Source organism: Bradyrhizobium sp. 62 (genome assembly GCF_023073035.1).
In the GTDB taxonomy this organism is placed as follows: domain Bacteria; phylum Pseudomonadota; class Alphaproteobacteria; order Rhizobiales; family Xanthobacteraceae; genus Bradyrhizobium.
Genome location: NZ_JADPIT010000024.1, coordinates 1 through 25,062, shown reverse-complemented (window position 1 = coordinate 25,062; position 25,062 = coordinate 1). Strand labels below are relative to the sequence as shown.

Here is a 25,062-nt window from a genome sequence, read left to right as displayed (position 1 = left end):
GCGGTTAGAACCCGTCGTAGCGCTCCAACGCTTCGGCGGGTTCGTCATTTATATCATATAGGAGGTTGCGATCGCAACCGAGACTGAACTTGTGAACGCGGCATTAAGGCGAGGTGGCGGTGCCAAGCGCATTCTTGCCCTAACGGATTCCGTTGGCAGCGCTGGCATCGCGGCTGACGTTCTGACTTCCGAGCGTGATGATCTTCTGCGCTCGGGTGTCTGGAATTTCGCCATTACCAGGATCAAGCTTGGTCAACTCTCGACGGCTCCAGCATTCGGCTGGACCTATGCCTATTCTCTTCCGTCCGATTGCGAGCGCGTTGTTTCCGTGCATGACAATGCGGATGGTACTGGCGTCGTTCCCTACAAGGTTGAGTCCATTCTTCAATCGGATAGCTCGTATATCAACGTGATTGCCACGGATGCGAGCGACATTTACCTGCGCTATTGCCGCCAGATCACCGATCCGAACCTGATGACGGCTTCGTTCCGTCAGGTTTTGATCCTTCGCATGGCGAAGATTTTCGCGATTTCGATCGCCAAGTCAAACCCGCTTTTCGCCGCGCTCGACCAGGAAGAACAGAGAGCCTATCGGCAGGCTCGTTCCATCGACGGCATCGAGGACTATCCCGAGCGGCTGCCGGAAGGTAGCTGGGCCTCTTCTCGCCGCTCCAGGAACTGGCAGCGCGACAACTCGACCTGGCCGCTGCGGTAATGGTCAAGGCCTCGCCTGCGCTAACCGCATTCAATGCCGGCGAGATGTCGCCGCGCATGGATGGTAGAATTGATTTCGAGAAGTACGGCTCGGCGATCTCGCGTGGCTTGAACCTGATCTGCCTTCCGCAAGGCGGTGTGACGCTACGTCCCGGAACTCGCTTTATCAAGGAGACCAAGACCTCAACCTCGGCAAGCGCTCTGATGCCGTTCGAGCCCGTAGCCGATCAGGCCTACATGGTCGAAACCGGGGATTTTTATTTCCGCTTCAACCGCAACCAAGGCCAGGTCACGGCGCTGGCGACCTCTACGGTTCTCGGGGCTTGGACCGATCGCTCAACCGGATCGGCCACTGGCGCGGGCGCGGGCTCGGGTGCGGTCCTAACTGGCGCTGGCAATGGTTATGCATGGGCCGAGAACGCGGCCGGTGTGTCTACTACATACGGCAGCCAGATCCACGTCGTTAAATTCAAGCTCAGCGGCTCGGCCGGCAGCTTGGCGACGGTGCAGGTTGGCTCGGCGTCGAGGCTTTCCGATCTTGCTCTGCTGCGCAACATGGGGATGGGCTGGCATACGGTCGGCTTCAATCCGAGCGGGGCATCTGCTGTATTCCTGCAATTCATTAATGAGAATTCAGATACTGTCACCGTCTCCAGTCTGGTGTTCCTGACCAACGAACCGATCGAGGTCACGTCGCCTTACCCGGCTTCGGTCATGGGCTCCTTGAGGTGGTCGCAGTCGGGCGATGTCAAATACATCTTCCACGACAGCTATCAGACCCATAAGCTGGAGCGGCGCGGCGATACGTCATGGTCGCTGGTGAAGGTGTTTTTTCAGGACGGCCCATGGTTCGGATTGAACCCCGACACTGATCTGTACAAAAGCAACCTGATTAAGAACGGGCTGTTTTCAGGCGGCCTGGCTGAGTGGACGCCCGTCTCTTCCGGGAACGGGTTTGTCAACTACAACACGTCGAGCACCACGACCAGCGCGATCTATCTGTCTTGCGCCAAGGACGGCGCGAGCACATCGCAGATTTCTCAGGCAGTAACAACCGGCGCCGTCAACAAGGTTCATACGATCCACTTCCAGGTGGTCGGCGGCGGCAACATCACATTCGGCGTCGGCACTGCGGCCAACGATGGCACATATGCGGCCCTGACCGGCTACAGCGCGGGATGGTACACGGTCTCGTTCACCCCGACGGCATCTCCGTTCTACGTGACTTTCAACACGGCAAATGCTGTGGCGGCGATCCTGGGCGGCGTGACGGGGGTGTATTGCTACAACACTAGCTCGCGGCTTCTCCAGCCCGGCGGGACCACGGGAAGCATCTCGGTCACAGCGTTGGCTGATTTCAAGCCGTTTAAGTCCACGGATGTTGGCCGCTCGTTACGGTTTGAGTATCCGGGGCGCGAGCCGGGTTGGGGCGTCATCACGGCCTATGGCTCGACGCAAAGCGTTACGGTCCTGCTTTACAGGAATATCCCGTCTTCGGCGCCGCTGGAATCATGGCGTATGGGTGCGTGGTCAGATACCACGGGCTGGCCGCATTGCGGGACGTTCTATCAGCAGCGGCTTTTTGGGGCGCGCACGACCAGCCAGCCGCAGACGATCTGGGCCTCTCAGTCCGGCGACTTCCAAAACATGCGGCCGGATTCGTGGGTTGCCGGCGCCAAATCGGTTCAGGACAGCAACGCGCTGAACTTCACGCTGGCCTCCGGCATTGCGGCGCCGATTACCTGGCTCATGAGCGCGCGGCGGCTGATCGCTGGAACGGCAATCGGGCAGTGGTACATTTCGTCCAAGGGCGCTGCGCTCACGCCATCCGACTTCTCGGCTGATCCTCAGTCGTCGGTCAAGGCGCGCGACGTGGCCCCACTTGAGATCGACAGCGGCGGCCTGTTCATTCAACGCGCCAAGCGCGCGGTCTACGATCTTGGTTATGCCTACCAGATCGATGCGCTCAAGGCCTCCGACATTACGATCCTCTCGGATCATATCGGTAAGGCCAGCTTTGCCCAGATCGTCTATCAGGCTGAGCCGATATCGAGCGTCTGGGGCAGGCTGGAAGACGGCACGCTTGCTTGCCTGACCTATAAGCGCGATCAGAACGTGGTTGGCTGGACGCCTGTCGTACTTGCGGCGACCGATGCCGGCGCTGCCGTTGTCGAGTCGATCTCAGTCATTCCTGGCAACAGCGATCCCGGTCAGGTCTACACCTCGATCAATCGCGATGAAGTCTGGATGATCGTCAAGCGCACGATCAACGGTGTGACCAAGCGCTATATCGAGATGATGGAAGGCTACTTCGACGGGCCGAACCGCGCGACTTATCTCGACAAGAGCGAATGGCGCACTGACATGAAGGCGGCGCAGGTTGATGCGTTCTATGTCGATTGCGGCCTGACCTACAGCGGCACGGCGACCACGACGATCAGCAACCTTACTCATCTTGAAGGCGAGACGGTTAAGGTTGTGGCCGATGGCGCGGTTCAGCCCGATCAGGTCGTGACGGGCGGCGCTATCACTCTGAGCCTGGCGGCCTCAAAGGTTCAAGTCGGCCTGTCCTATGGTTGGATTTATCGCGGCATGAAACTGCCGTATGGCTCACAAACCGGGCCGGGTCTGGGGCAGACGAAGACGGTCAACGGCCTGGTGTTTGTGCTGCGTGATTCCGCATCATTCGACTATGCCATTGACCTTGCCGGAGACGGCGACGAGGAGGCCGGGGCTTTGGAGTTTTCGTCAGTGCCGTTTCGCCGTCCTGGCGATGCGATGTCTGAGGCCTATCCGCTGTTTAGTGGCGAGGTTCTGGTTGATCCGCCTTCCGGTTCCGGCTTCAGCACAGATCCTCGTGTGGTCATGCAGGGCACGGCGCCGATGCCCTGGACGCTTCTGGCGATCCAGCCGCGCATTTCGGAGTCTGAGCTTTGATCGAGGTGAGGGCGCCTGTGCATGGCGATCTTGAAACGATCGGCAAGGACGCCGCAGAGGAGTGGGTGCGCGATCGGTTTCGCAATGGCGCTGACTTCTCGGGGCTGCTTGAAAAGCCGCACACCAATGTTGCGACGGTAAACGGCTATCCAGTCGCCGCTGGCGGGTTTTTGGACCGAGGCAACGAGGTCGCTGTGGCGTGGTCGATTCTCGGCAAGGTGCCTGAGACGGCCTATGTCGGGCTGGTCCGGGCGTTCCGAAAGTACATGAAGGCGACGCCGTACAAGTGGATTGAGGCTCATTGCGTGGAGACGTTCTATCAGTCCCACCGCTGGGTGAAGTGTTTGGGTTTCGAGCCGGTTCACGGCGAGCGATGCTTTACCCCCGAGGGTAAGGAATTCCGCAGGTTCGTCTTCAGGAATGATCACCATGGGACTTGAGACGCTGGCGCTTGCTGCCACGATCGGCGGTGGCGTTCTAGGTGCGGCCGGGTCGATCCAGAAGGGGCAGGCTACCAATCAGGCGGCGCAGTACAATACTGCCGTTGATACCCAGCGCGCGGCCGAGGAAAAGGACCAGGCTCAGGCGGATACGCAGGATTACATCCGAAAGGGTTCCGACACGGTTGAGAGCGGCGTGGCCGCCAGAGGCGTTACGGGCGTCACCGGTGAGGGTTCTCCGCTGATGGTGGATGAGAACACGGTGCGCCAAGTCGCGCTGGGTGCGGCCCGCACGTTGCAGGGCGGGGAATTGAGGGCCGGTCGATTGCAGGATGATGCCAAGTTGCAGAAGATGAGGGGCGAGAATGCGGTTACGGGGTCGTATCTGGATGCCGGTAGTTCGCTGCTGACGACTGCCGGTAAGTTTGGCAAGGGCGGTGGCTTCTAGTGGTCGCTGTTCGCATCCCAGGCGCAGACAACATTGCCAGCGTCGGCCCGGCTCGTGATCCGGGCGTGCGCGCCTCGCCGGAGGATTTTGGCTCCCAGATCGGCGAGGGGATGCAGCACCTCGGCAATGCTGCGGTCGAGGTCGGAGTTCTCATGGATCGCAAGCGGGAAGCCGCTGCGGCTGCCATGGCTGTGCCGGAGGCGACGGCCAAGTTCCAATTACAGGCGATCCAGCGCCAGCAGAAGATTGCGACCAGCAACCCGACCAGCGCGGCAGGCACGGGCCAGCAGGTTGATGCTGATCTCGCCCCAACTCAAGAGCAGATCGTCAACGAGACCAAGCAAAAATACGGCCTGAACGATCTCGACGCGGCCAAGCTGACGGGACACCTGACGACACTGCGCGGTCATGCCGTGGTGAGCGCAGTCACGCAGGCTAACAACCAGATCGTTGCCGGGCTCGGTACAGCGCATGACGAGACGGTCAAGACCATTGCCTCCAATGCGATGGCAACCGGCGATGTTGACGGGGCTCTGAAGCAGGTTGATCAGTCCGTTGGTGCCATGCGCGGCGTGGTGCCTGAGAACGATCTGAATACGCAGGCTTCGAAATCCAAGAAGGTTGTCGTCGATTCCGTCATTGCCGGCATGAAGGCGGCCGGTAACTATGATCAGGCCGAGGCGCTGACCAAGCGGTTCTATGGTTCGGTTCCTGAGCCGAGCCAGAAGGTTTACGACGCGATCTATGCACAGGAGTCCGGCGGGGGGCGCAACACGTCCACCAGCGTCACAGGCGCTCGTGGCGGGATGCAGATTCAGCCCGAGACCTTCAAGCAGTATGCGCGTCCCGGCGAGAACATCGACAACCCGTCCGATAACCAAGCTGTCGGCAAGCGTATCATTGATGATTTGAGCGCCAAGTCCGGCGGCGATCCCGCGCGTATTGCGGTGGGATATTTCTCCGGCGCTGGCAACATTGCCCCTCCCGGCAGCCCGACTCCTTGGAAGCAGGACAGAGCAGACCCGACCGGCAAGACCGTCTCGTCCTATGTCTCGGATGTGCTAGGCCGGGTGAACGGGAAGCAGCCGCAGAAGGCAGAGATTGCCGACCCTGAGCGGGCGCTGTACTGGCATCAGCAGATCGGAACGGCCAAAACGCGGGCTGTCTCTACCGCCTCGGACGCGGCTGAAACCCAGTTCACTCGGCAACTCGTTGACGCCAGCGCCGGCATTGGCTCGCTGCCGTCCCGTTCCGAGATCGAGGCCAATCAATTCCTTGGCGAGAGCACGCGCAATTCACTGCTTGCCAAATACGACAGCGCCGCGTCTGACGTGATCAAGCTGCAATCGGCAATGAAGAAGTTCAGCGATCCCAACGGCGGCGATTTCAATCCGTTCGATACCGACGAAAAGAAGAACGTTGACCGTATCTTCAACTCGCTTGGCGGCGACATGAAGGCGCTGGAGATCGTGACCAACCGCACGGGCATGGTGCCTGAGGGGGCGGTGACGGCGCTGCGCGGCAACCTTGTTTCGGCCGATCCTCAGAAGGTCGAGCAGGCTTTGCAGGTTTCATCCAATTTGGTGGGCGGAAAATTCCCGGATGTCTTCGCCAACACCAAGGGCGGGGATGATCTGACGACGACGGCCAACACGTTCCGCCACTACGTCTATGATCGCGGCCTGACGGCTGCGGATGCCACCAAGCGCATCATCGAGGAGCGGACGCCGGAGTACCAGCAGAAGGTCAAGGCCCGCATCAAGTCCGAAGACGTGAACGAAATCGTCAAGAAGCAGTTGAGCGACGGCGATATCCGCCACGCCTTCGACGACTCCTGGATACCATTCAACGACCCGAAACTGACCTTCAATCCCGAAATGCGCCAGCGTGCCATGGGGGATTATGAGGAAGGTTTCCGGGAGAACTTCGCCAAGACCGGCGATGTGACGCTGAGCAAGCAGCTCGCGCTTGACGAGATGAAGAAGACCTGGGGAACAACTCAGGTCAATGGCTCAAAGACGGTGATGAAGTATCCGCCGGAGCGGTCTTCGGTCTACGCCGGGATTGAGAACGCGCCAGAGCATATTGCCGGGCAGGCGATCCAGGCCGTGAAGGATTTGAACGGCGCTGACGTGCCACGCTCAGCCATTCGGCTTGATGAGGTCAAGAACACGGCTGAGCGCTACATGCGCGGCCAGCCTCCGGTCTACGTGCTGAGCTACGTGGACAAAAACGGTCACATCCAGACCATCCCGAAGCAGTTCTACGCTGATCCGAACGCCATGCGCGACAAGCAAACGGCGGAACGGGCGGCACAATCGGCCAAGATCCAGACGCGGGTTGATATCGACGCGGACAATGCGGATCTCGGTCGCGCTAATTTCGGGGTGCAGTAATTGCCTTTTCTGGAAGATAGCGGCCAGCCGATCGATCTGAGCCAGCGGATTGACACTCCGAAGGGCTTTGCGGTGACGCCGGGCGCTCAAGACCTTGAGGACGGCTCGCAAAAACCTCAGTGGAATTGGGGCGCTGCGTTCCGGCGCAACAACGAAGTGGCCGCCCTTGCCGCCTCAGATAGCCATTGGATCGTCAACGAGCCCGAGCCCGGCTTCAACCCGTGGGACAAGATCAAGGGCACGCCTGACGAGGTAAACTTTAAGCAGTTGTCCGAGGCGCGGAACGAGAAGAAGTTCAACGCGATCAAGTCGGACATTGCCCGCGAGCAGGCCGACCGGAAGCTTCTGGACTCGCAGCCGTGGTGGATGGGTCTTGTAACCGAGGGCGCGGCCGGCGTTCTCAGCCCTACCTCGTTGATCCCCGGCGGCTCGTTCGTGAAGGGTGCCAAGGGTGGTATCGCGCTGGTTAAGGCTGGTGCCGAGGTCGGCATCGCCAATGCGGCCAGCGCTGCGCTGCAAGAAGGCGCGCTGCACTCAGTCGAGCAGACCCGGACGGCCGGCGAGAGCGCTACGGCTATCGGATCGTCGCTGTTTCTGGGCGGGTTGCTCGGGGCTGGCGGTCAGGCGCTGTTGTCAAAGGGAGAGTGGTTTAGGGCAACGCGGGATTTAGATCGCGATGTCCATCTTGGGGTCAATGTTCGGGGGACGCCGGTTACTGCCGATCTTCTCAACGAAGGCGGAGTGTCGGCTGACATTCTTGCGAGGCACTATCCGGGCTTCGAAGCTTGGCACGGGTCTCCGCATAAGTTCGACAAATTCGATTTGGCGCAGATCGGCACGGGTGAAGGCTATCAGGCTGAAGGCCACGGCCTTTACTTCGCTGAAAACCGTAAGGTTGCCGAGCAGTACCGTGACAATCTTTCGCGGGCGATACCAACAGTTAACGGCCGCCTTCAAGGAACCGGAGACGGTAAGTTTAATATTGTTGACGACTTTGGTGTTCAAGCTGGACCTTTTCCATCGAGAGAGCAGGCCGAGCTATCACTGCGCGGAACCGAGGGCAATCTTTACAGGGTCCGCATCAATGCCGACCCTGAGAAAATATTGGATTGGGATAAGCCTCTGAGCGAGCAGAGCGACTTCATAAGGAAGGCGCTCTTGGAACACCCAGACGCGGCCATTGCTGGTACGGCTGAAAAATGGGGGCATGATGTTCAGGCGATGTACCGAAGGATCGGCCTTCGAGTTGGTCCTACCGAAATGGCCGATACGGTTGGCCGGGAAGCTGCGGCATCGGAAGTATTGAAAAAGGCTGGTATTGTCGGACTAAAATATCTGGACGCATTCTCTCGCGATAAGGGTAAGGGCACCAGCAACTTTGTTGTCTTTGATGATGGCTTGGTTCACATCCTAGACCGCAATGGTATTCCTTTAGATATTAGCCCTAGCGGCTCTCTGAAGTCCGTAGGCGCAGCCGCCAATGAGCCTAGCGATCTGGTGGGCAATACCATTGCCGGAGGCGCTGCACGCGCCACGGCGGCTGCTACGGCCCAGCTAAACCCGCTCCTGAGGGCGCTCCATAGCCCCTCGGCGGCATACCGCGACATTGCCACCAATCTGGTGGAGAACCCGCTTTACATGACCAAGAACTTCGAGGGCGTGGCGTCTCAGCCGGCCGTCGAGACCTTGATGAAGGAATACAACGGCGGCTTGGCTAAGGCGATCCAGTCCACCAACGATGCCTATCTTGAGCATCGAAAGGCGGGCGGGCAACTGGACCGGGAGGAGTTCCGGGAAGCTGTCGGCAAGGCCATGCGCCGGGGCGATGAGGACGCCGATCCGGTCGTGACCAAGACCGCGCAAGAGTGGCGCGCGAAGGTGTTCGAGCCGCTGAAGGAGCAGGCCATCAAGGCCGGGCTTCTGCCGAAGGATGTCTCGGTTGATACGGCGGTGTCCTATTTCACCCGCATGTGGAATAGCCGGAAGATCTCTGCCGACGAGCAGGGCTTCAAGGGCATGGTGCAGGATTGGGCTGAGCGTCAGGTTCCGACCTGGGCCGAGCAGTTCGACAAGTCTGCCGAACGGCGGCTGAACCCTATGCACCAGGAAATCTCCGCTCTGGAGATGGAGAAGGTGCGGCGGGCTGAGGAGTTGAAGGGGCGCTCGGACGTGGCCGACACCTCCGAGATGACCGAGAACGATATCCGGCAGGCCCTGCGGATCGTAGAGGGCGGAGCTCCGAGGCCCAAGGGCGTCAAGACGCTCTCGCAATTCGTGCTTGAGAATGGGGGTCTCGTCGATGATGCCGGCGAGCTGGCCCATCGTGGTATCACCAACAAAGCCCGTCCGGGCCTCATCCGCAAGGAGCGCCGTACAGCTCAGGGCAAGAACGGCGGCTGGACGCTGGATGACATGGCGCGGCACGCTTGGGAAAACGACTATTTCCCGGACCATAGCCAGCGCCCGTCAATCGATGAATTCGTGGAAGCGTTGAACGACGACTTCCATAAAGTTCGCGCGGTTCTGAAGCACGGCGACAAGGATGCTTACCGGCTCAACGAACTGGTTGCCCAGCTTGAGGCCGATCTTGCGCGGGCCGGCGTTGGTAGCGATGGCAAGGCGCCCAGGTTCTCCACGTCTGAGGAAATGAAGGGCGCGGTCCAGCGGGTTTACCAAGCACTGGATGCCGAGGCCGATCGCAAGCTTGCGGTCCTCAAGGACAAGCTGAACGAGCGGCAGGCAGATATCCGGGTGGACCGGGAAGGTCGCTTCCTCGGCGATCCCAAGGAATTGGCAAAGAGCATTGCTGACGAGGTGTTCGACGCTGTCCGGCAGGACCGGGCAGGGCGTGCGAAACGACTTCATGACGATCAAGGCGCGCGGGCCTCTGAAGGAACGCACGTTCAATATTCAAGACCTGTTTCAGGCCTCCAACGGTCGCGCCGTGGAAGACTACCTTGAACACGATGTTGAGCACGTCGGCCGGCGGTATACCCGCGTCATGGGCGCGGACGTAGAACTTGCCCGCAAGTTCGGCTCGGTCGATATGGCTGATCAGTTCACAAAAATCAGGGACGACTACCGCAACCTGCGCGCCGGCATTACCGACGAAAAGCAATTGCTGGCTTTGCAGAAGCGGGAAGATTCCGACATTAAGGATCTGGAAGCCGTTCGGGACATGCTGCGCGGCACCAACCCGGGCGCCTCGGTTGACGCCAACTACTCCCGGATCGTTCGGGCGGTGAACCACTTCAACTACCTTCGCTCGATGGGCGAGGTCGCGATCGCGTCCCTGACGGAAACCGTGCGGCCGGCAATGGTGCACGGGCTGATGCCGTACATGGAAACGCTGGGCCAGACGCTGACGAACCTGAAGGGCATCAAGGCGTCGGTCAAGGATGCCCAGCTAGCGGGTGTGGTGACGGAGCGCGTGCTAGGCACTCGGTTGGCTACCCTGTCCGAGATCATCGACCCCTACGCCTCCCGTGGTCCTGTGGAGGCGTTCCTGGAGAACATGACGAACGTTGCCTCGAAGTGGAACGGCATTCGGCTCCTGACCGATATGCAGAAATCCATCGCGGCAGTGATGACACAGAATCGCATCATCAAGGGCTCTACCAATTTTGCGGAACTGGCCGAAAAGGAAAAGGCGTATCTCGCCTATCTCGGGATCGACCAGTCGATGGCTGAGCGCATCGCCAAGCAGTTCGCGGAACACGGCGAGAGCGTCGATAAAGTCCGCGTCGCCAGCCATGAAAAGTGGTCGGATGAAGTGGCGGCCCGTACCTATCGCGCGGCACTGTCCAAGGACGTGGATTCGATCATCACCACCAAGGGCGTCGCGGACACCCCGCTGTTTGCGAATACGCCAACCGGGCGGGCGATGCTCCAGTTCAAGTCGTTCGCCCTAGCCTCACATCAACGGGTGCTCTTGCGGGGATTGCAGGAAGACCGGGCTCGGTTTGTCGGCGGCCTCATTGCCATGACGACCATTGGCATGATGGCGACCTGGCTAAAGGCAGTCTCCGGCAATCGGGTGGAGAAGCTTCAGGACGCCGGCAAGAATCCCGGCTGGTGGGTGGCCGAGGGGTTCGACAAGGCCGGCATCTTCGCGGTGCCCATGGAGCTAGCCAACACATTCGAGAAGGCGACGGGCTTTAACCCGATCAAGACGCCAATGAAGGCTTTCGACCAAGGCTCGGCGATCTCTCAGAAGAACCAAAACCGCAGCCTGATTGGCTCGGTGGTCGGTCCTACTGCGGGTCTGATCGATGACGCAACCCAAGTCATGGGCCTGCCGAAGAAGATGATTGACGGGCAAGAGGTCACGCAGGGTCAAAAGAACGCGGTTGAGCGGCTGATGCCTTTCTCGTCTTACCCCGGCATCAGGCAAATGATCCGGTATGTCGTGAATCCGCAGCAGCCGCAGTGATCAACATATCTCGCGCGCGAGACCTGAGCCGCATTCCTGCGGCGGGTTGGGATCGCTCCCGACCGGCTTAGGACCGCCAGACACAACAATGATTGAGATGCCGATCATGGCGGCCAGCAACGGCAACAGCCAATCGGATCGCTTGGACCACCAATAGACGACGCCGCGCCAGCGGGCCTTGAATGGGCTCATGGTGGCTGCCGTACCACCGTACCGGACTTTACTCAAGGCCCCTCGCGGGGTCTTTCCTTTGAGGTATCAATGACCATCGCAAGCCAAACCTCCCGCATCAGCTACAATGGCGACGGCTCCACCACCGCTTTTTCGGTGCCGTTCTATTTTGCTGCAAATGCCGATCTTGTGGTGTATCTGCGGGACGCGGGCGGCAATAGCACCTTGCAGGTGCTCGGCACAAATTACAATCTGACCGGCGCCACCCTGTCTGCCGGCGGCACATGCACCTTCATCACAGCGCCGGCCAACACCTACAGCGTCGTCATCTATCGCGACCCGGCGCTTACCCAGACCACATCCTATAACAACAATGATCCGTTCCCGGCGAAGAGCCATGAGCTTGCGCTTGATAAGGCTCTGACGATCGACCAGCGCACGCGCGACCTGGTCACCCGCTCGATGCATCTGAGCGATGGTGATGATATTGCGGACATGGCGATTCCGACCATCGAAATCCGCAAGGGCAAGGTTGCGGGATATTCTCCGGCTGATGGGACGCCGATCGTCAGCGACAACACCATTGCCACGTTGGACACCGTATTGTCCGGCGCGCTTGCAACGAGCGGTGGCTTCAATCGGATTGTCCTGACTGCCACCATTACGACCCTCAAAGCGATGACACCCTTCGCTGGTGCTGTCGTGTTTATGCAGGGATACGCTGTCAACAACGATGGCGGCGAGGGCGTTTTTATCTGGAATGCATCATCTACGGCGACGCCAAACACTGGCATCGTTGTACAACCAGACGCTGGCGGCATTGGGCGTTGGGTGCGCTCGTTTGATGGTCCAATACTTCCGCAATGGTTCGGGGCCAAGGGGGACGGGACGACCGACGACACCACGGCATTTCAGTCAACAATCACCGCCTCGGCCGGCGGGGTTCTTGACGGCGACGGCTTGTCGTACAAGATCACCACGACGTTGACCGGCATTTCCGACATTGAAATCCGGAACTGTAAGATGGTCCAGAGTACCAACGCGGCGCATCCCATCATTAATTTTGCTGACAAGACGAACTGGCAAATTCGCCGTGTCTGGTTCGCGGGCGACGGCTCGACAACTCTGGATTATTCTTCGTCAAAAAACGGTGCGCTTCAATTCACCAACACGACTTCAACGGCATTCAATCGAATTGCCATAGAGGACTGCTATCTCACGAATTTTGCCGATAACTACATCATCATCGGCCAGATGACGGGGAGTGGTGGAATTGACGGATTTCGTTGCAGCAATATCAAGTTGGACTCGACGCTCGGGACTTACACAGATCAGACGCGAGTCGGAATTAATTTATTCGGTAGCGCGACGGGTAAGTGGCGCGACTCGATTGTTGAGAATTGCGTCATCGATGGGAACGCTCTAACCATCGGCATTGCGTTCTGGAGTGGCAACGATCGCTTCATCTGTCGCAACAACCTTATCAAAAATGTAGGCGCGAATTCAGCGTTCAACGCGGCCGTCGGTAGCCAGAACTGCTATGGCATTCTCGCCTACGATAACGTCGGTTCCGGAACGACTAGCGCAGCGAAGAACGGAACGATCCAGAGCAACATCATCGTCAGCCCGCCTTCGGCTGGAATCTATACTGCTGGCGCTGCCAACATCGATATCCTTGATAACCTTATCACTGGGCAATTCAGAACTGACGAAACCTCGATTAGACGCGCCGGCATCTCTCTGACGAATCCGCTGGAGGGCAGCCGGGTTTCGCGCAATCGACTTATAAATTGCTGGGGAGGAATCGCCTTAACGGGTCCGAGTGATACCGTTCTTGTGGAGGCGACGGAAAACCAGATTGAGGGCAGCAGCGCGTCCGACTCGTTCGGCGTGGTCTTGACGGCGTCCGTCAGCACAACCCTCAATTCGCGCATTGTTGTACGCGATAATGACATCAAGCTCTCGGGATCTGCCAGCATCGGCATTAGGCAAATTACCAGCGGCGCAAGCTATCTAGGAACCGTCACTGTAAAGAACAACGTTTTTAGTTCTCCGTATGCCTGCATCGATTTCGGCGCCATGACGACCGTTGGGACGGTAACGATCAAGGGCAATAAGTACAGCGGCGCGAACTCGTCGGCGGCCGTCCTGGCTAACGGAATTACCTCGGCGCTCGTCGTCCAAGGCGAGACGTTCGATCTGCAAGGCAACACCGGCTACGGCATCAATATCGGGTCGTCAACGAATGTTGGCTTCTATGATTCCGTATTCTTGAACAAGTCAGCCGGGCTCGCCTGCGTTACCGCAATTGGCGCGACGGGAGGCATGGAGGGAATCAAGTTCCGCTTCTGCTCCGGCACTCTGCGGGTTGTTGTCGGCTCGATGGGATATACCGCGCCAGTGTTCAACGGCATCACCGGCGATGTCGTTCAGGATATTTCCAGTGGAGCCTACACCGAGGCCGGCGTCACGCCGAAATACACCATACTTGGATGGGTTTGCGTCACGGGCGCGACCTGGCTTCCGCGCCGGCTTCCGACTGGTGGCTGACGGCGGCCGATAGTCCGAGCAGCGCAAACAGCGCAATGTCGCGGCTGGTGCGCCCGTGCATGAGGCTTATCAGCACGATGTAGGCGAGACTGCACAACGCAAATTGCGCATCGATGCTCCCCCTAGCCAATGGGAACAATCGCCAAAGGCTGATGGCTATCAGTATCGTCAAAGTTGATCCACCGACCCAGCCGAACTCGATGACGGCCTGCAAAATTGAATTGTGGACCTGAAATCCGGTCATGCAGGAATGCTTCATAAACCCGTCCAAGCCAAAGCCGAATGCCCCGGAGAGTGGAAGCAGATAGAGTCCATCGCGCAATAATGCCTTCCTCTCGGAGATTGAGTTGTTCAGGTCAACTTGGGTGGAACAACTCGGCGGTCGAGCCTCCTCGATTCGTGGCAAGGCGGGTGCGGTAGCAGCGGGTGTCGGGGCTTGTGGTGCAGCTACGGTAGAGGCTGACTGGGGTGCAGCAGCTACGGGGCTCTCGTCAGCAGAGATGTAGGACAGCAGCACTTTTGAGTGCATTGACCGGGAGGCGGCGCCTCCAACGACCGACGCAACGACAACAGAGACGGTGATGGCGATGTATCTTCGCCGCGCTCCTCGGCTCATGGTTAGTGGAATAAGCAGAGTGGCAATGAGCGCAACAAAGGTGCCCCTGACCAGCGAGGCCGCAAAGATTGTAACGGCCGGGCAAGCGCAGGCGACAAGAATAATCGTGCGGTGCCTGGTTAGCCTGTCTGTGGCTAGTGAAATCAATAAGAAGGCGAGCGAACCCATAAATATGGTTGAGGCGGCATCATACCCCGCGATGGTCGGCTTGCCGTGCATCTCATACCATTGATGTACGAGTGCCTGCGCCGTGACAATCACTCCCAGCGCGACGACGGCGCCGGTTGTCCAGTTGAACGCGCGCCGCGACTCATGAAGCTGGCTGACAGTTAAGAAGCGACACGCCGGGTAAGCCGACAGAGATGTTACGAAAATAAGCCATTCCTTCGTGAGCGCGGTGTTTCCATTGCTCGCAAGCGACATGAGCACGCAAAAAACAAACAGCGCGAACAGGTAATCTGCGGAGTTGACCACGACATCGGCTCTGAACGTGAGCGCGAAAAGACCTACCAAGTAGACCGCGAGCAAGGCGGCAGTCACTTCGCTACTGCTGCCGACGAAGAAGTAAATAAGAACATTGATGGAATTGGCTGACAGGAGCGCCGCAAGGACTAGGCCCGTCAGGTTTGAATTCCTGGAAATAGCCACTGAAATTAGTGGCTGATCTATCGCCGTCATGGTGTCCCCATCCCGAAACCGGGCGGGACGCTACCACCACAACCCCAGGTTCATCAACCCCAACAAGGAGGCTCGAATGGGCTTTTTCCTCGGCTTCGCCATGGGCGTGGCTACCGTTTACTTCTGGCCTGCGATCAAAACCAAGCTCGTGGCCTGGTATGATGCTCTAGTGGCGAAGATCTGATGCGCCTCGTAGACGAATGGCGGTGGCTATGGCGCAAGGCATGGTCAGTCCGCCTCATCGTTTTTGCCGGCCTCCTGTCCGGTCTTGAGGTCTGCTTTTCGGTCCTGTCGGCCTACCAGGTCGATACCGGCGTGCCCCCCGGCACATTCGCCGCTCTGTCCGGTCTTGTGACAATCGCAGCCTTCCTCGCCCGTTTCGTGGCTCAATCGAGGGACTGATCAACCGTGAAAACTGCTCATAAGGCTGGCGCCGCTGGTGCCGGCGCGATCGTCCTCGCCTGTGCCTTCATCCAACCGTGGGAAGGTCTATGGACCACGGCAAAGGTTGACACCATTGGGACCGGCCGACCCGTGACGTGGTGTTACGGCGAGACAGAAGGTCCAGTGAAGGTCGGCCAGAAGTTCACGCCAAAGCAATGCGAAGACATGCTGGCGGCAAAACTGCCTCGTTACAACGACGAGATATCGAGGTGCATCCATGTCCCGATATCCGACAAGACGCGGGCCGCTTTCATCTCCTTTGCCTACAACGTGGGTTCTGCTGGCTTTTGCCGTTCTTCCTCTGCTCGCCGTCTTAACGCTGGCGATTATCGCGGCGCATGCGACGGCCTCATGCAGTGGACCAGAGCGCAGGGGAAAGTTGTGCGCGGTCTCGTCAACCGCAGAACCAAAGAACGGCAACTGTGCCTGGAAGGACTGACCGATGTCGATGTTAATCGCGCTGCTAAAGCAGATCGCGGCCCCGTACCTGCTGCGCATCATTATCGCTGGACTGATTACGTCCGCAATTGGTGGCGGATTTTTGTTTCTAAAATTTCACTATGAAAACGCCGGCTGGAACAAAGCAATTGCAGCCATTGCAGCAAAGGATGAGAGGGCAGCCAATGCCGTTAAAGCCGCGATCAAAACCGTTGATGACTGTTATGCTGCTGGCAAGCAGTGGGATGCTGTTGGCGGGGTGTGTAACTGACGGCAGCTTCGCCACGCTGAAGGGCGCAAGCAATAGCTTTGTAGCCCCAAAGTATCAGGTGCTCGGTAAAACCCGATACGATCAGAAGTGGATCGATCAAACGACTGAGGCGGGCATCGCCGGCTTCGGATGGAAGCGGCCGGCAAAGCGCCCGACGACTCTCAATCCAAAGCCGGTAGCAGCCAACGTCGCACCAGACGCATACGCTTGCTTTGGGGCGGAGCGATACAAGGCCATGAGCGAAGGCCGAACCTGCGCTGACGACCCGAAGCCGACGACGTTCCGCAAGCGTTGGTATGACCGCTTTCTCAGGCACAAGCCTGCCCAATGACAAACGGAGAAATGGTGACTGACACCGGGGCTATCGCCGCCATCGCAAGCCCTTGGTGGCTGCCTGCTCTTCACGGGGTCTCCGAGGTGGCGGCGCTTGTCCTGCCCATCCTCGGCGTTCTCTGGCTTTGCGTGCAGATCGTTGTGAGGCTGCATCAGGTCAAGCGCAAATGATGGATGAACTCAAGGAGCTATTCCGAGAGCTGAAGAACCCGGCGCTCCTGGTTGCTCTCGGTGCAATGGTCGCTCTGATCCTTCTCCTCTGCAACGTCAGGATCAGCCCTCAATGATCCAGATCATCGCCGTCCTGTGCAGCCTGTCATCTCCGGCCGACTGTCACGAGCAAACCGTCACCACCTCGGACTTCGCCGATGTCTCGATGCAGTCGTGCCTGATGGGCGCGCCGCAGCTTGCGGATTGGATGAAGGAGCATCCCAGTCAACGTCTGGCCGGGTGGAAGTGCGTCATCGGAACTCCATCAAAGGGAATCTAGATTGTCGGCAGCAACGACGACGGATCAAGAGTTCATCGCGTTATTCGATGCCGTAGGGGGCGCCAAAGCAGCCAAAATCCTAGGGGTTCAAGAACACAACATCTACAAACGCCGCCGGAGATTAGAGGCTTTCTTCGGTCCCATATCGGCACCAAACCGACCGCGACCCGTAGTCGCCGGACGGCTTCCTCTCGACATCAAGAACGGCTCCATTCTGGTCGGCAGCGACTTCCACATCTGGCCCGGCGAGCCGTCAACCTGCCTCCGCGCCTTCAAGAAGTTTGTTGGCGAGATCAAGCCAGCCGCCGTCATCCTGAATGGCGACGTTATGGACTTTCCAAGGATCAGCCGGCATCCGCAGAATTGGGAGAGCGCACCAGATCCGCAGGAAGAGATCGAGGCTGCACAGGACCATCTCAATGATATTGTCGGCTCCTGCAAGCGCGGCACTCACAAAATATGGACCTTGGGTAATCATGACGCCCGGTTCGAGCTGATGATTGCCAGCGCGGCGCCCCAGTATCGCGGCGTTCGTGGCGTGCATCTCTCAGACCATTTCGGATGCTGGCAGAAGGCCATGTCCTGCTTCATCAATGAGGGCGTCGAGGGCGGCGCTACCATGGTCAAGCACCGCTTGAAGGGTGGTGCAGGGTGCAACGAGAGCGAACGCCCTCAACGCTGGGGTTAGCGTCGTCACGGGCCATCTGCACTGCCAGAATGTTCGACCGCTTTCTGACTATCGTAGTTTTGATCGTTATGGCGTCGATACTGGCTGCGTGGCTGACAAGGAACATCGGGCGTTCTCGTACACGGAAGATTCCCCGCTCGACTGGAGATCCGGCTTCGCCCTCCTGACCTATCGGGACGGCAAGCTGCTTTATCCCGAGCTATTCACCAAATGGGACGACAAGCACGTACAGTTCCGGGGAGCGCTACATCGTGTCTAAAAAGCCAGCTTACTACCAGGTTAGCCACGGCGAATGGATCGTTGTCCCCAAGCGTGGCTACAAAGAGCAATGCTGCGACTGCGGTCTCGTTCACATGATGAATTTCAAGGTGGATGAGAAGGGCCGCATTCACATCCAGACCTTCAGGGATCATCGCGCTACCGGCGGCGCACGAACGAGGTTCAGAGAAGAATGATGAGCGCTGGTCTTGTCGCCCTTGTTGGCGGAATCTACGCATATATTGCCGCTGAGCAGTTCTATTTAGACAACCCGGCGATGGGAATATGCTATGCTGGATATGCCGTGTCGAACTGCGGAATCTACATTTTACTCAGGTAGGCCCGTCGTATTGGTGTCTCGATGGCTTGCTCGACGGACCAACCAAGGTAGAGGCGGCTGAATATGTTGGCCCTCGGGGTGCCCGCTATCTCGGAGGCCTGCTGCACCGTTAATTTACGTCCCTTGTAATCTAGAAGGCGCGTCGTTCTCTTGTTGTATGTCTGCTCCTCGTTTTTAGCCCACTTGCAGTTCGCGGGTTCGTAGTTGCCGTTATTGTCGCGTCGCTCGATGCTGAAGCTTGGGTCCGGCCTCTGCCCCATGTCGGAAATGAAATTCTCGAAGCGTTTCCAGCGTTCGCAAACCTTGATTCCTCGTCCGCCGTATTGTGGATATCTATCGACTTTCGGGTTTTCGCAGCGCCGCCGCATAGCGCACCAGACGCCGTATTCTGGAGTTCTTCTCATACCGTGGGTGCGGCGTATATCGCCAGTCGCCGCCCGCTTAGACGTGAGTTCTGACCTGAGACAACCGCAGCTTTGCGATTTGCCGGTCTTCAAGTGCGTTCGAAATGAGTTCGTTGTGTTCCCGCAGTCGCATTTGCAGACCCACTTTACGTCGCTTGAAGGGCCATCATATCGATGAAGAACAGTAAGCCGACCAAATCGACGGCCAGACAAATCTTCGGCTCTATAACCGCGCATATGAACCCCCTCCAAATCAGTTGGGGCAGTATATCACAATATGCTTTCAGCAACGTCGGCTTATGGTGGTTTGTGAAATGAAGGTCTACCTCGCGGGCAAGATCTCCGGCAGGCCGAACTACTTCGACGTATTCGCCAGCGCCGCAGACGACCTCCGCAAGCGTGGGCATGAGGTCTTCAACCCCGCCGCTGCGAATCTCGAAGGAACGCCGCTCAACAAGATCATGGCGTATCTGCTCCCGTATCTGTGCCTTGAGGCCGAGGCCATCGCGCTCCTTCCTGGCTGGTGGCGCAGCGGTGGCGCGCGTATCGAATACCTGCTCGCCCGATATCTCGGGCTGAAGATCATCAAGCTCTAACCCACCCCAACACCTGACCTGACGAGGCCTCCTAACGGGGGCCTTTTTGCTGCTTGGAGACAATGAATGTCATTTGGAAAGCTCGGCGCAATGGGCCGGGGATTTGGCCACCTCGGTGCCCTTGGGACAGCGGGGTACAGCCCGGTAGCAGCGCTCGGAGCCGATCTTATCGCCTATTGGGACGTGAACCGGCCCGACCTCATCACTGGGCTTAACGTTTCGTCGTGGCGTGACATCGTTGCCGGATATCCTGCCGTTCAAGCGACTGGCTCTGCGCAGCCGGTTTATTCGATCAGCTCGTTCAATGGCGCCCCCGGCATCGCCTTCGATGGCGCAAGCCAGCAATTGACATGCACGGATGCGGCTTTCCTGGCGGCGCTTCCTTCAGGTGCAGGCCCGTATGAGATCTGGGCTCTGATCCAGCAAGACGCATTGCCGGCGGATACGACCGAGAGGATCGCGGTCGCGGTCGGCGGCGCCAGCCTCGTGACAGGCCGCGCTCTGTCGCGCATCGTGACATCTGCAACCAACCGCGCTCGCAGTCGAACCGGAAATGGCGCAGCATCAACCAACATTGACGATACGGCTGTCGATCTGTCTACTCGGCACGTTCTCCGGCTAGCTGTTGGCGCGACGTCGAGCGCTCTCACTGTCGATGGCGGCACGCCAAGCACGGCCTCGGTCGTACCATCAACCACGAATACACGCCTCCGGCTGGGCGCAAGCAATGCGACCGCTGCCGTCAACTTCTGGCAGGGGCAGATAGCGGCAATCCTCATCACGCAGCCGCTCAGCGCGGCCAAGGCGGCAGCGCTTCAATCCTATCTTACGCGCCGGAAGGCCGGCGGTAGCTACAGCTTCCCCGGCGTCATCCCTGCGCTTGGCTCGAATGCAATTGCCTATTGGGATGCGGCTAGAGGGGACACCCTTACTGTCTTGCTTGGCGCGGTTGCGTCATGGAATGACGTGGTTGCCGGATATCCGGCCATTCAGGGGACGCCAACTCTTAAGCCGATATACGGCGCAAATTCCTTCAACAGCAGTCCCGGCATCACCTTCGATGGCGTGGATGATTTCCTGATGTGTACGGATGCAGCGTTCCTAGCTGCGCTGCCTTCCGGCGCCAGCCCATACGAGATTTGGGCGCTCGTATCCCAAGACGCCTTGCCCGCAGATACGACTGAGAGATTTGTTGTAGCGGTTGGAGATAGCAGCCTCATCACGGGGCGAGCGATCTCCCGCATCGTCACAACTGGCACCAACCGAGCACGAGGCAGGACCGGAACTGGTGCGGCGGCAACGAACGCCGACGACACGGCAACGGACCTCTCTGGAAGCCACGTCATCAGGTACACGATAGGCGCCACCGCCAGCGCACTGACGGTTGATGCTGGAGTCCCAACGGCTTCATCTGTGGTTCCAGCGACCACAAACACCCGCCTTCGGTTTGGCGCAAGCAATGCGTCAGCGGCTGTCAGTTTCTGGCAAGGCCAGATTGTCGCCGTGGTCGTGACGTTGCCGCTTCCTGTCGATCAGGCGTCCGCCCTTCAAAACTATCTCGGTAGCAGGTAAGCAATGACAACGTTCAAGACTCCCTGCCGTGCCAACGGCGACCTTTTCGGACCTACCGGAAATTCGGTCTCGTTCGGGTTCATCACCGACACTCACCACGACCCAGCCAAGGCAACCAGCTTGGGCAAATACTATCAGGACGCCGTGAACAAGGTAACGGCGTCGGTCGCTGCGTTCAACGCGATCCCTGGCTTGAGCTTCGTTTTTCAGAACGGCGACTTCATTGACAGCAGCGCGGACGCGGCGACTGCTCTGGTTGATCTTGCCGCCATCAAAGGTGTGTTCGACGGAGCAAATGCGCCGAGATACCACAACGTCGGCAACCACGAGCTGTTCACGCTGACGAAAGCCCAAACCCACGGAGTCACAGGCCAGTCTGCAAAGTGGTATTCGTTCGCATATGGCGGCGTGACTTTCATCGTTCTGGATGGAAACTTTACCGCTGATGACGACACGGCAGATTTGAGCCCGTCAACGCCGAGCGGGTCGGTTGATTACACGCGCTCACCGTTCATCTCGTACATTCCTCCGACGCAACGCGCGTGGTTGGCCGCGACGATCGCCGCGTCTGCCTACCCCTGCGTGATCTTCTGCCATTACCCGGTCTACTATTTGTATCCAGGTCAACAGTCATGGGGGCTGACGAATGCGGCGGCCGTGCGTACCATCATCGACGCTGCCGGAAGCAAGGTGATCGCCTGCGTGTGCGGGCACATCCACGACAACCACATCAGGAAGGTCGGAAGTTGCGTGTACGCCACCCTCGATGCGGTTTCGTCTTACGCTTATCCAGCCGTCAATCATTCGATCGTCACGGTCTACCCCGACCTCCGTAGAATCAAGATCATCGCGGCGGGGTATCACATGAGCGAGATACCGGGGTGATCCCTGTCGCGACGATCTACTTTTTCAATGATCGGCCGCCGTTGGCGGTCTACACGCAGCCAATGTTGGAGAGAGAAAGTGAGCGAGCCAAGCCTCATTCCCGCAACTGTCAATGGCGTGTCGAACCTGGTGTTCGAGGGGGCGACTAATTGTCTTTTGCTCCTGAGCCAGCCAGAAGTTTCGTGGCATGCTGCACAAAAGCCTCAAGTGAGCGTCTGGGAATTGATACAGGAAGGTGAGCAAAACCAAGATTGATCGATAGCCCAACCCGCCCGGATGCCTGGTTATCTCTCAGGTCTAAAGAAAAGGCCGTGAGACCGAACCCCTGAATCTGCCTTGGTGGTGCCGCCGCAGCCGATCGTTCGGCCTCCGACCATTTATGGAACGCCTGTTGACCAAGGTCTAATAGCCAAAACGGTATTTTCCCGAAATCGGCTGCGCTGCAGGCGGTTCGAAGGTTTTTACCGCTGGCTGTATTGATCGTGAAGACGATCAGTTTTCCTGCTGGATCAATTGCGGCGTCATTGATGCTCTGGATGGGGTCTATATTTTCGCTCATGGTCTCCTCCGCACAATAAAAGAGACCATCTGAGCGTCAGCACGCGGAAAAGTCGAGTCCCTCGTTCACTCCCTTTTCAAGGGTGTGGCGCGATCACTCAGGGTCAACGGGGGAGTGCCGCGAGAACGGCGGTGCCCCGAGCCTCGTCTTCCAGCTTATCAGCCTTGGCCTTGGCTGCCGCCAATGTCTCGAACCGGCCGACGACCTTCATGGTGGATTCCGAGATTACATCCACGCCCCAATCGTGGACAACTTCCCACTGGCGGCTGTCGTGCATCTTGTTCCGGCGAGTAATCCAGCGGTCAGCAACGCTGTGCCAAGCCGTCGCAACTTCCTTCGGAGTCATCATTCCCTCACTTGCGCTTGTTGCTAAGTGCTTTGATCTGCGGCGGGCGCCGCGTCGCGCAACTGCTGAAGGAACCGCAATATCGTCTGCGCAGCGTCCCACCGTCGCTCCGGCGGTATCTGAGTTTCCGTGCTGGCGATCCCGAGAAGCATAATTATGGTGTTAAAATCCTCTTTGTCTGGCGTCACACTTCCGCTCCTTGCCCAGGTGCCGGGGTGCGCCGAAACGGTCCGGTACATGACCCCATGAAACTTCCAGCATCGTCATGCAAAATTGCGCAAAGATTTTCCGATGTTCTGATGTGGCGCAACCAATAAAAGGCGTCGCGCCGATCATAGAAAAAATGGGTAGAATAAATTGCGCCCGTGTCGAGCCCGACAACGTCTAGGCAAAACGGCTTTACAGGCTCTGGGGCGGTCATGTCAGTCTCTCTGTCTTAACAACGTGTCGCTTAGGACTTGGGGTACGGGATAAACATCGTCCCGACCGAGCCGTCCGGCATTACGACCCAGCAGATATAGCCCAGGCCTTCGACCCGCTTCCACTTTGCAATTGGTGTCATGTCCAGAACTCACTGCTCAACTGCGGTTATGTGGCGGCTTGCGCCGTCCTGCTATCCGCTCGGGCTCAAGGCGGACATTGAGCTTTTTGCCCAGCTCCTCCAGCCGCGGGATGTCTGCTAAGATACGCTCCATCGCCGCCTTTGTCGCTCGGCCACGACTGCGGTTCGCTCTCCCGATGAGTTCGGAAAGGGCGTTTCTGCTAAGACCAGGCTTAAAGTCCATTTCACTTCCCCACTTGTCGGTCAGGAACGCTGGCCAGTGCCGGCGCAAGTCTCGCATGGCCCAGACAGGATACTGTCAGACGCGCGATGGAATCCGTCTCCAAAGCAGGTCAGACATAGCCCTTGGCACTCGTTCTGCATGAGCCGAGTGGCTTCCTCCGTCAGTAGCTTTTCGGCTTCATAACAGACGTGGCTGGCGTACTTATTTTTGTAGGGCATGTTCTTGTACGCTCGCAGGACGATAAGGGCTTCTAGCGGTGTCATGCTCGTTCTCCATTCGGCAGTGGCTTACTGCACAGGCGCTGGAAGTGATCGCCGAGGAAGCGGTTCACCTCCTGCGGCGTCATGGCGTAGAGCTTGTCCATGATCTCGCGCGGGGTCTGCTCCGGCTGGTCTTTCGGTTTATCAGTCACTTGGACTCTCCTTGCCTGATTGCGGGAGTGATCTGCCACCGGATAATGTTGCCGGTGAAGCTGTTGGTTTCGTACCGCTCCGAAAACCACTTCCACATGGCGGCGTAGTCCTCGAATCCGTCCGCCCTGGCGAAGTCGTCTATGTCGCCGGGAAAGCGGGACTTGTCTCCCAACGTCACGCCGCGCGCTGTGAGCCCGACATAGGTGCAATCGATGCAGACGGCATCAGCGAGCTTGCGGCAGGCCTTGGTGCGCTGGCCGGTGTAGAGCTGCAAAGCCTGTCCAGCGGTCGCTCTGGCCGTCTGGCGTATGGTCTGCGTCTTCCGGCCGGAGGCCACGGCGTCGGCAAACTGCGCTGAGAAGTTAATCGCTACCATGGTGACCCCTGCTCAATGCAACTGACTGACAAGATCGTCCAGGCGGGCCATCTCCCGGTTGATGTTCGCCTTGAGCTGGACGCGCTGGTCGAAGTCGGTCGTCTTCGCGTAGTTCTCCGTCTGCTCAAGCAGGTTGTGACAGGCCCGGCCGATCGCGGTCTCGGCGCCGTGGGCCATCGCCAGCTTCTTCAGCTTGGATCGGGTCTCGGTGAAGTCGGTCATGGGGATGTCTCCGGAGGGGCGGGAGGGTGCATCCAGTGGGTGGGCTCCAAGTTCGGGTAGCTGCCGATCTCCCAGTCAGCCTCTGGCAAAAGGTGCCACTCGATCCCGATGCCGGGTTGAGATCCCCACGTCGGCCTAATCCAGATCCAACGCCCATCGCCATGGGCGCCGCCCTGGTTCCACATGCAGTCGATCGTGCGGCCGCGCGGGTAGGGGAAGAGTAGATCGATTTTGGTGCCGTCCTTCGGCGCCGTCTCGAT

26 protein-coding genes are annotated in these 25,062 nt (G+C 58.6%); 17 read left to right on the top strand and 9 right to left on the bottom strand.

Translation table 11 applies throughout. The annotated features are described in order from the left end of the window. Positions 1-91: 91 nt before the first annotated feature. From IVB47_RS25525 to IVB47_RS25495, 7 genes are read left to right on the top strand one after another with little or no spacing between them, the layout of a single operon-like run. Positions 92-715, top strand: a complete 624-nt coding sequence (locus tag IVB47_RS25525; protein WP_247465411.1) for a hypothetical protein — start codon at positions 92-94, stop codon at positions 713-715. Further along, a complete protein-coding gene (locus tag IVB47_RS25520) occupies positions 715-3,651 on the top strand; it encodes a hypothetical protein (RefSeq protein WP_247465409.1) in 2,937 nt (978 codons plus the stop codon). The genes IVB47_RS25525 and IVB47_RS25520 overlap by 1 nt, the downstream gene beginning before the upstream one ends. Further along, positions 3,648-4,091 (top strand): hypothetical protein, encoded by a 444-nt coding sequence (locus IVB47_RS25515; protein ID WP_247465406.1) that lies wholly within the window; start codon positions 3,648-3,650, stop codon positions 4,089-4,091. The genes IVB47_RS25520 and IVB47_RS25515 overlap by 4 nt, the downstream gene beginning before the upstream one ends. Beyond that, positions 4,081-4,539 carry a hypothetical protein gene (locus IVB47_RS25510; protein ID WP_247465404.1) on the top strand — a complete coding sequence of 153 codons (459 nt, stop codon included), beginning with the start codon at positions 4,081-4,083 and terminating at the stop codon, positions 4,537-4,539. The genes IVB47_RS25515 and IVB47_RS25510 overlap by 11 nt, the downstream gene beginning before the upstream one ends. Beyond that, positions 4,539-6,935: a lytic transglycosylase domain-containing protein gene (locus IVB47_RS25505; RefSeq protein ID WP_247465386.1), complete on the top strand. Its 2,397-nt coding sequence runs from the start codon at positions 4,539-4,541 to the stop codon at positions 6,933-6,935. Before IVB47_RS25510 ends, IVB47_RS25505 begins: the two co-directional genes overlap by 1 nt. Beyond that, positions 6,936-9,896: a hypothetical protein gene (locus tag IVB47_RS25500; RefSeq protein ID WP_247465384.1), complete on the top strand. Its 2,961-nt coding sequence runs from the start codon at positions 6,936-6,938 to the stop codon at positions 9,894-9,896. Continuing rightward, positions 9,799-11,367, top strand: coding sequence for a hypothetical protein (locus tag IVB47_RS25495; RefSeq protein WP_247465381.1), 1,569 nt, complete (start codon positions 9,799-9,801; stop codon positions 11,365-11,367). The genes IVB47_RS25500 and IVB47_RS25495 overlap by 98 nt, the downstream gene beginning before the upstream one ends. Here IVB47_RS25495 and IVB47_RS25490 read toward each other — a convergent pair whose 3' ends face one another. Beyond that, complete coding sequence (locus tag IVB47_RS25490) at positions 11,368-11,559, bottom strand: hypothetical protein (RefSeq protein ID WP_247465378.1); 192 nt, start codon at positions 11,557-11,559, stop codon at positions 11,368-11,370. A 69-nt stretch (positions 11,560-11,628) separates the two neighbouring features. Between IVB47_RS25490 and IVB47_RS25485 the strand changes: the two genes are divergently transcribed. Next, entirely contained in the window at positions 11,629-14,088 is a 2,460-nt protein-coding gene (locus IVB47_RS25485) for a hypothetical protein (protein ID WP_247465375.1), read from the top strand. Here the strand turns inward: IVB47_RS25485 and IVB47_RS25480 are convergent. After that, positions 14,042-15,382 carry a hypothetical protein gene (locus IVB47_RS25480; RefSeq protein ID WP_247465372.1) on the bottom strand — a complete coding sequence of 447 codons (1,341 nt, stop codon included), beginning with the start codon at positions 15,380-15,382 and terminating at the stop codon, positions 14,042-14,044. The genes IVB47_RS25485 and IVB47_RS25480 overlap by 47 nt on opposite strands. 183 nt (positions 15,383-15,565) lie before the next feature. On the opposite strand from IVB47_RS25480, the gene IVB47_RS25475 reads away from it, so the two are divergent. From IVB47_RS25475 to IVB47_RS25450, 6 genes are all read left to right on the top strand, one after another. Next, positions 15,566-15,784 (top strand): hypothetical protein, encoded by a 219-nt coding sequence (locus tag IVB47_RS25475; protein ID WP_247465369.1) that lies wholly within the window; start codon positions 15,566-15,568, stop codon positions 15,782-15,784. A 6-nt stretch (positions 15,785-15,790) separates the two neighbouring features. Continuing rightward, the gene (locus tag IVB47_RS25470) at positions 15,791-16,390 is read left to right on the top strand and encodes a lysozyme (protein WP_247465366.1); all 600 of its coding nucleotides are present in this window, start codon (positions 15,791-15,793) and stop codon (positions 16,388-16,390) included. A gap of 89 nt (positions 16,391-16,479) precedes the next feature. Beyond that, the gene (locus IVB47_RS25465) at positions 16,480-16,866 is read left to right on the top strand and encodes a hypothetical protein (protein ID WP_247465363.1); all 387 of its coding nucleotides are present in this window, start codon (positions 16,480-16,482) and stop codon (positions 16,864-16,866) included. A gap of 285 nt (positions 16,867-17,151) precedes the next feature. Then, positions 17,152-17,358, top strand: coding sequence for a hypothetical protein (locus tag IVB47_RS25460; protein WP_247465360.1), 207 nt, complete (start codon positions 17,152-17,154; stop codon positions 17,356-17,358). Position 17,359: 1 nt separating this feature from the next. Beyond that, entirely contained in the window at positions 17,360-18,046 is a 687-nt protein-coding gene (locus IVB47_RS25455) for a metallophosphoesterase (protein ID WP_247465357.1), read from the top strand. Positions 18,047-18,297: 251 nt separating this feature from the next. Then, positions 18,298-18,501, top strand: a complete 204-nt coding sequence (locus tag IVB47_RS25450) for a hypothetical protein (RefSeq protein ID WP_247465353.1) — start codon at positions 18,298-18,300, stop codon at positions 18,499-18,501. A gap of 124 nt (positions 18,502-18,625) precedes the next feature. Here IVB47_RS25450 and IVB47_RS25445 read toward each other — a convergent pair whose 3' ends face one another. Next, entirely contained in the window at positions 18,626-19,141 is a 516-nt protein-coding gene (locus IVB47_RS25445) for a hypothetical protein (RefSeq protein WP_247465350.1), read from the bottom strand. Positions 19,142-19,362: 221 nt separating this feature from the next. Between IVB47_RS25445 and IVB47_RS25440 the strand changes: the two genes are divergently transcribed. From IVB47_RS25440 to IVB47_RS25430, 3 genes are all read left to right on the top strand, one after another. Further along, entirely contained in the window at positions 19,363-19,644 is a 282-nt protein-coding gene (locus IVB47_RS25440) for a DUF4406 domain-containing protein (protein WP_247465347.1), read from the top strand. Positions 19,645-19,710: 66 nt separating this feature from the next. Beyond that, positions 19,711-21,216, top strand: coding sequence for a hypothetical protein (locus IVB47_RS25435; protein ID WP_247465344.1), 1,506 nt, complete (start codon positions 19,711-19,713; stop codon positions 21,214-21,216). 3 nt (positions 21,217-21,219) lie between these two features. After that, on the top strand, positions 21,220-22,101 hold the full coding sequence (locus tag IVB47_RS25430) for a metallophosphoesterase (protein ID WP_247465341.1): 882 nt from the start codon (positions 21,220-21,222) through the stop codon (positions 22,099-22,101). Positions 22,102-22,246: 145 nt separating this feature from the next. Here the strand turns inward: IVB47_RS25430 and IVB47_RS25425 are convergent, their stop codons facing one another. The 6 genes from IVB47_RS25425 to IVB47_RS25400 form a co-directional block, all read right to left on the bottom strand. After that, positions 22,247-22,660, bottom strand: coding sequence for a hypothetical protein (locus tag IVB47_RS25425; RefSeq protein ID WP_247465338.1), 414 nt, complete (start codon positions 22,658-22,660; stop codon positions 22,247-22,249). 103 nt (positions 22,661-22,763) lie between these two features. Next, positions 22,764-23,009: a hypothetical protein gene (locus IVB47_RS25420; RefSeq protein WP_247465336.1), complete on the bottom strand. Its 246-nt coding sequence runs from the start codon at positions 23,007-23,009 to the stop codon at positions 22,764-22,766. Between the two features lie 1,041 nt (positions 23,010-24,050). Beyond that, a complete protein-coding gene (locus IVB47_RS25415) occupies positions 24,051-24,203 on the bottom strand; it encodes a hypothetical protein (protein ID WP_247465333.1) in 153 nt (50 codons plus the stop codon). Then, positions 24,200-24,580 carry a hypothetical protein gene (locus tag IVB47_RS25410; protein WP_247465331.1) on the bottom strand — a complete coding sequence of 127 codons (381 nt, stop codon included), beginning with the start codon at positions 24,578-24,580 and terminating at the stop codon, positions 24,200-24,202. The genes IVB47_RS25415 and IVB47_RS25410 overlap by 4 nt, the downstream gene beginning before the upstream one ends. A 12-nt stretch (positions 24,581-24,592) precedes the next feature. Next, positions 24,593-24,802 (bottom strand): hypothetical protein, encoded by a 210-nt coding sequence (locus IVB47_RS25405; protein ID WP_247465328.1) that lies wholly within the window; start codon positions 24,800-24,802, stop codon positions 24,593-24,595. Further along, positions 24,799-25,062: hypothetical protein (locus IVB47_RS25400; protein ID WP_247465326.1), on the bottom strand; the 264-nt coding region annotated here is incomplete at its 5' end. The genes IVB47_RS25400 and IVB47_RS25405, both read right to left, overlap by 4 nt.

Bases quoted from the DNA above. Each gene is read 5' to 3' on its own strand.
- IVB47_RS25520 (WP_247465409.1), top strand. From the start codon at position 715: ATGGTCAAGGCCTCGCCTGCGCTAACCGCATTCAATGCCGGCGAGATG.
- IVB47_RS25510 (WP_247465404.1), top strand. From the start codon at position 4,081: ATGGGACTTGAGACGCTGGCGCTTGCTGCCACGATCGGCGGTGGCGTT.
- IVB47_RS25495 (WP_247465381.1), top strand. From the start codon at position 9,799: ATGACGATCAAGGCGCGCGGGCCTCTGAAGGAACGCACGTTCAATATT.
- IVB47_RS25490 (WP_247465378.1), bottom strand. From the start codon at position 11,559: ATGAGCCCATTCAAGGCCCGCTGGCGCGGCGTCGTCTATTGGTGGTCC.
- IVB47_RS25485 (WP_247465375.1), top strand. From the start codon at position 11,629: ATGACCATCGCAAGCCAAACCTCCCGCATCAGCTACAATGGCGACGGC.
- IVB47_RS25480 (WP_247465372.1), bottom strand. From the start codon at position 15,382: ATGACGGCGATAGATCAGCCACTAATTTCAGTGGCTATTTCCAGGAAT.
- IVB47_RS25475 (WP_247465369.1), top strand. From the start codon at position 15,566: ATGCGCCTCGTAGACGAATGGCGGTGGCTATGGCGCAAGGCATGGTCA.
- IVB47_RS25465 (WP_247465363.1), top strand. From the start codon at position 16,480: ATGACTGTTATGCTGCTGGCAAGCAGTGGGATGCTGTTGGCGGGGTGT.
- IVB47_RS25460 (WP_247465360.1), top strand. From the start codon at position 17,152: ATGATCCAGATCATCGCCGTCCTGTGCAGCCTGTCATCTCCGGCCGAC.
- IVB47_RS25440 (WP_247465347.1), top strand. From the start codon at position 19,363: ATGAAGGTCTACCTCGCGGGCAAGATCTCCGGCAGGCCGAACTACTTC.
- IVB47_RS25435 (WP_247465344.1), top strand. From the start codon at position 19,711: ATGTCATTTGGAAAGCTCGGCGCAATGGGCCGGGGATTTGGCCACCTC.
- IVB47_RS25430 (WP_247465341.1), top strand. From the start codon at position 21,220: ATGACAACGTTCAAGACTCCCTGCCGTGCCAACGGCGACCTTTTCGGA.
- IVB47_RS25425 (WP_247465338.1), bottom strand. From the start codon at position 22,660: ATGAGCGAAAATATAGACCCCATCCAGAGCATCAATGACGCCGCAATT.
- IVB47_RS25420 (WP_247465336.1), bottom strand. From the start codon at position 23,009: ATGATGACTCCGAAGGAAGTTGCGACGGCTTGGCACAGCGTTGCTGAC.
- IVB47_RS25410 (WP_247465331.1), bottom strand. From the start codon at position 24,580: ATGGTAGCGATTAACTTCTCAGCGCAGTTTGCCGACGCCGTGGCCTCC.
- IVB47_RS25405 (WP_247465328.1), bottom strand. From the start codon at position 24,802: ATGACCGACTTCACCGAGACCCGATCCAAGCTGAAGAAGCTGGCGATG.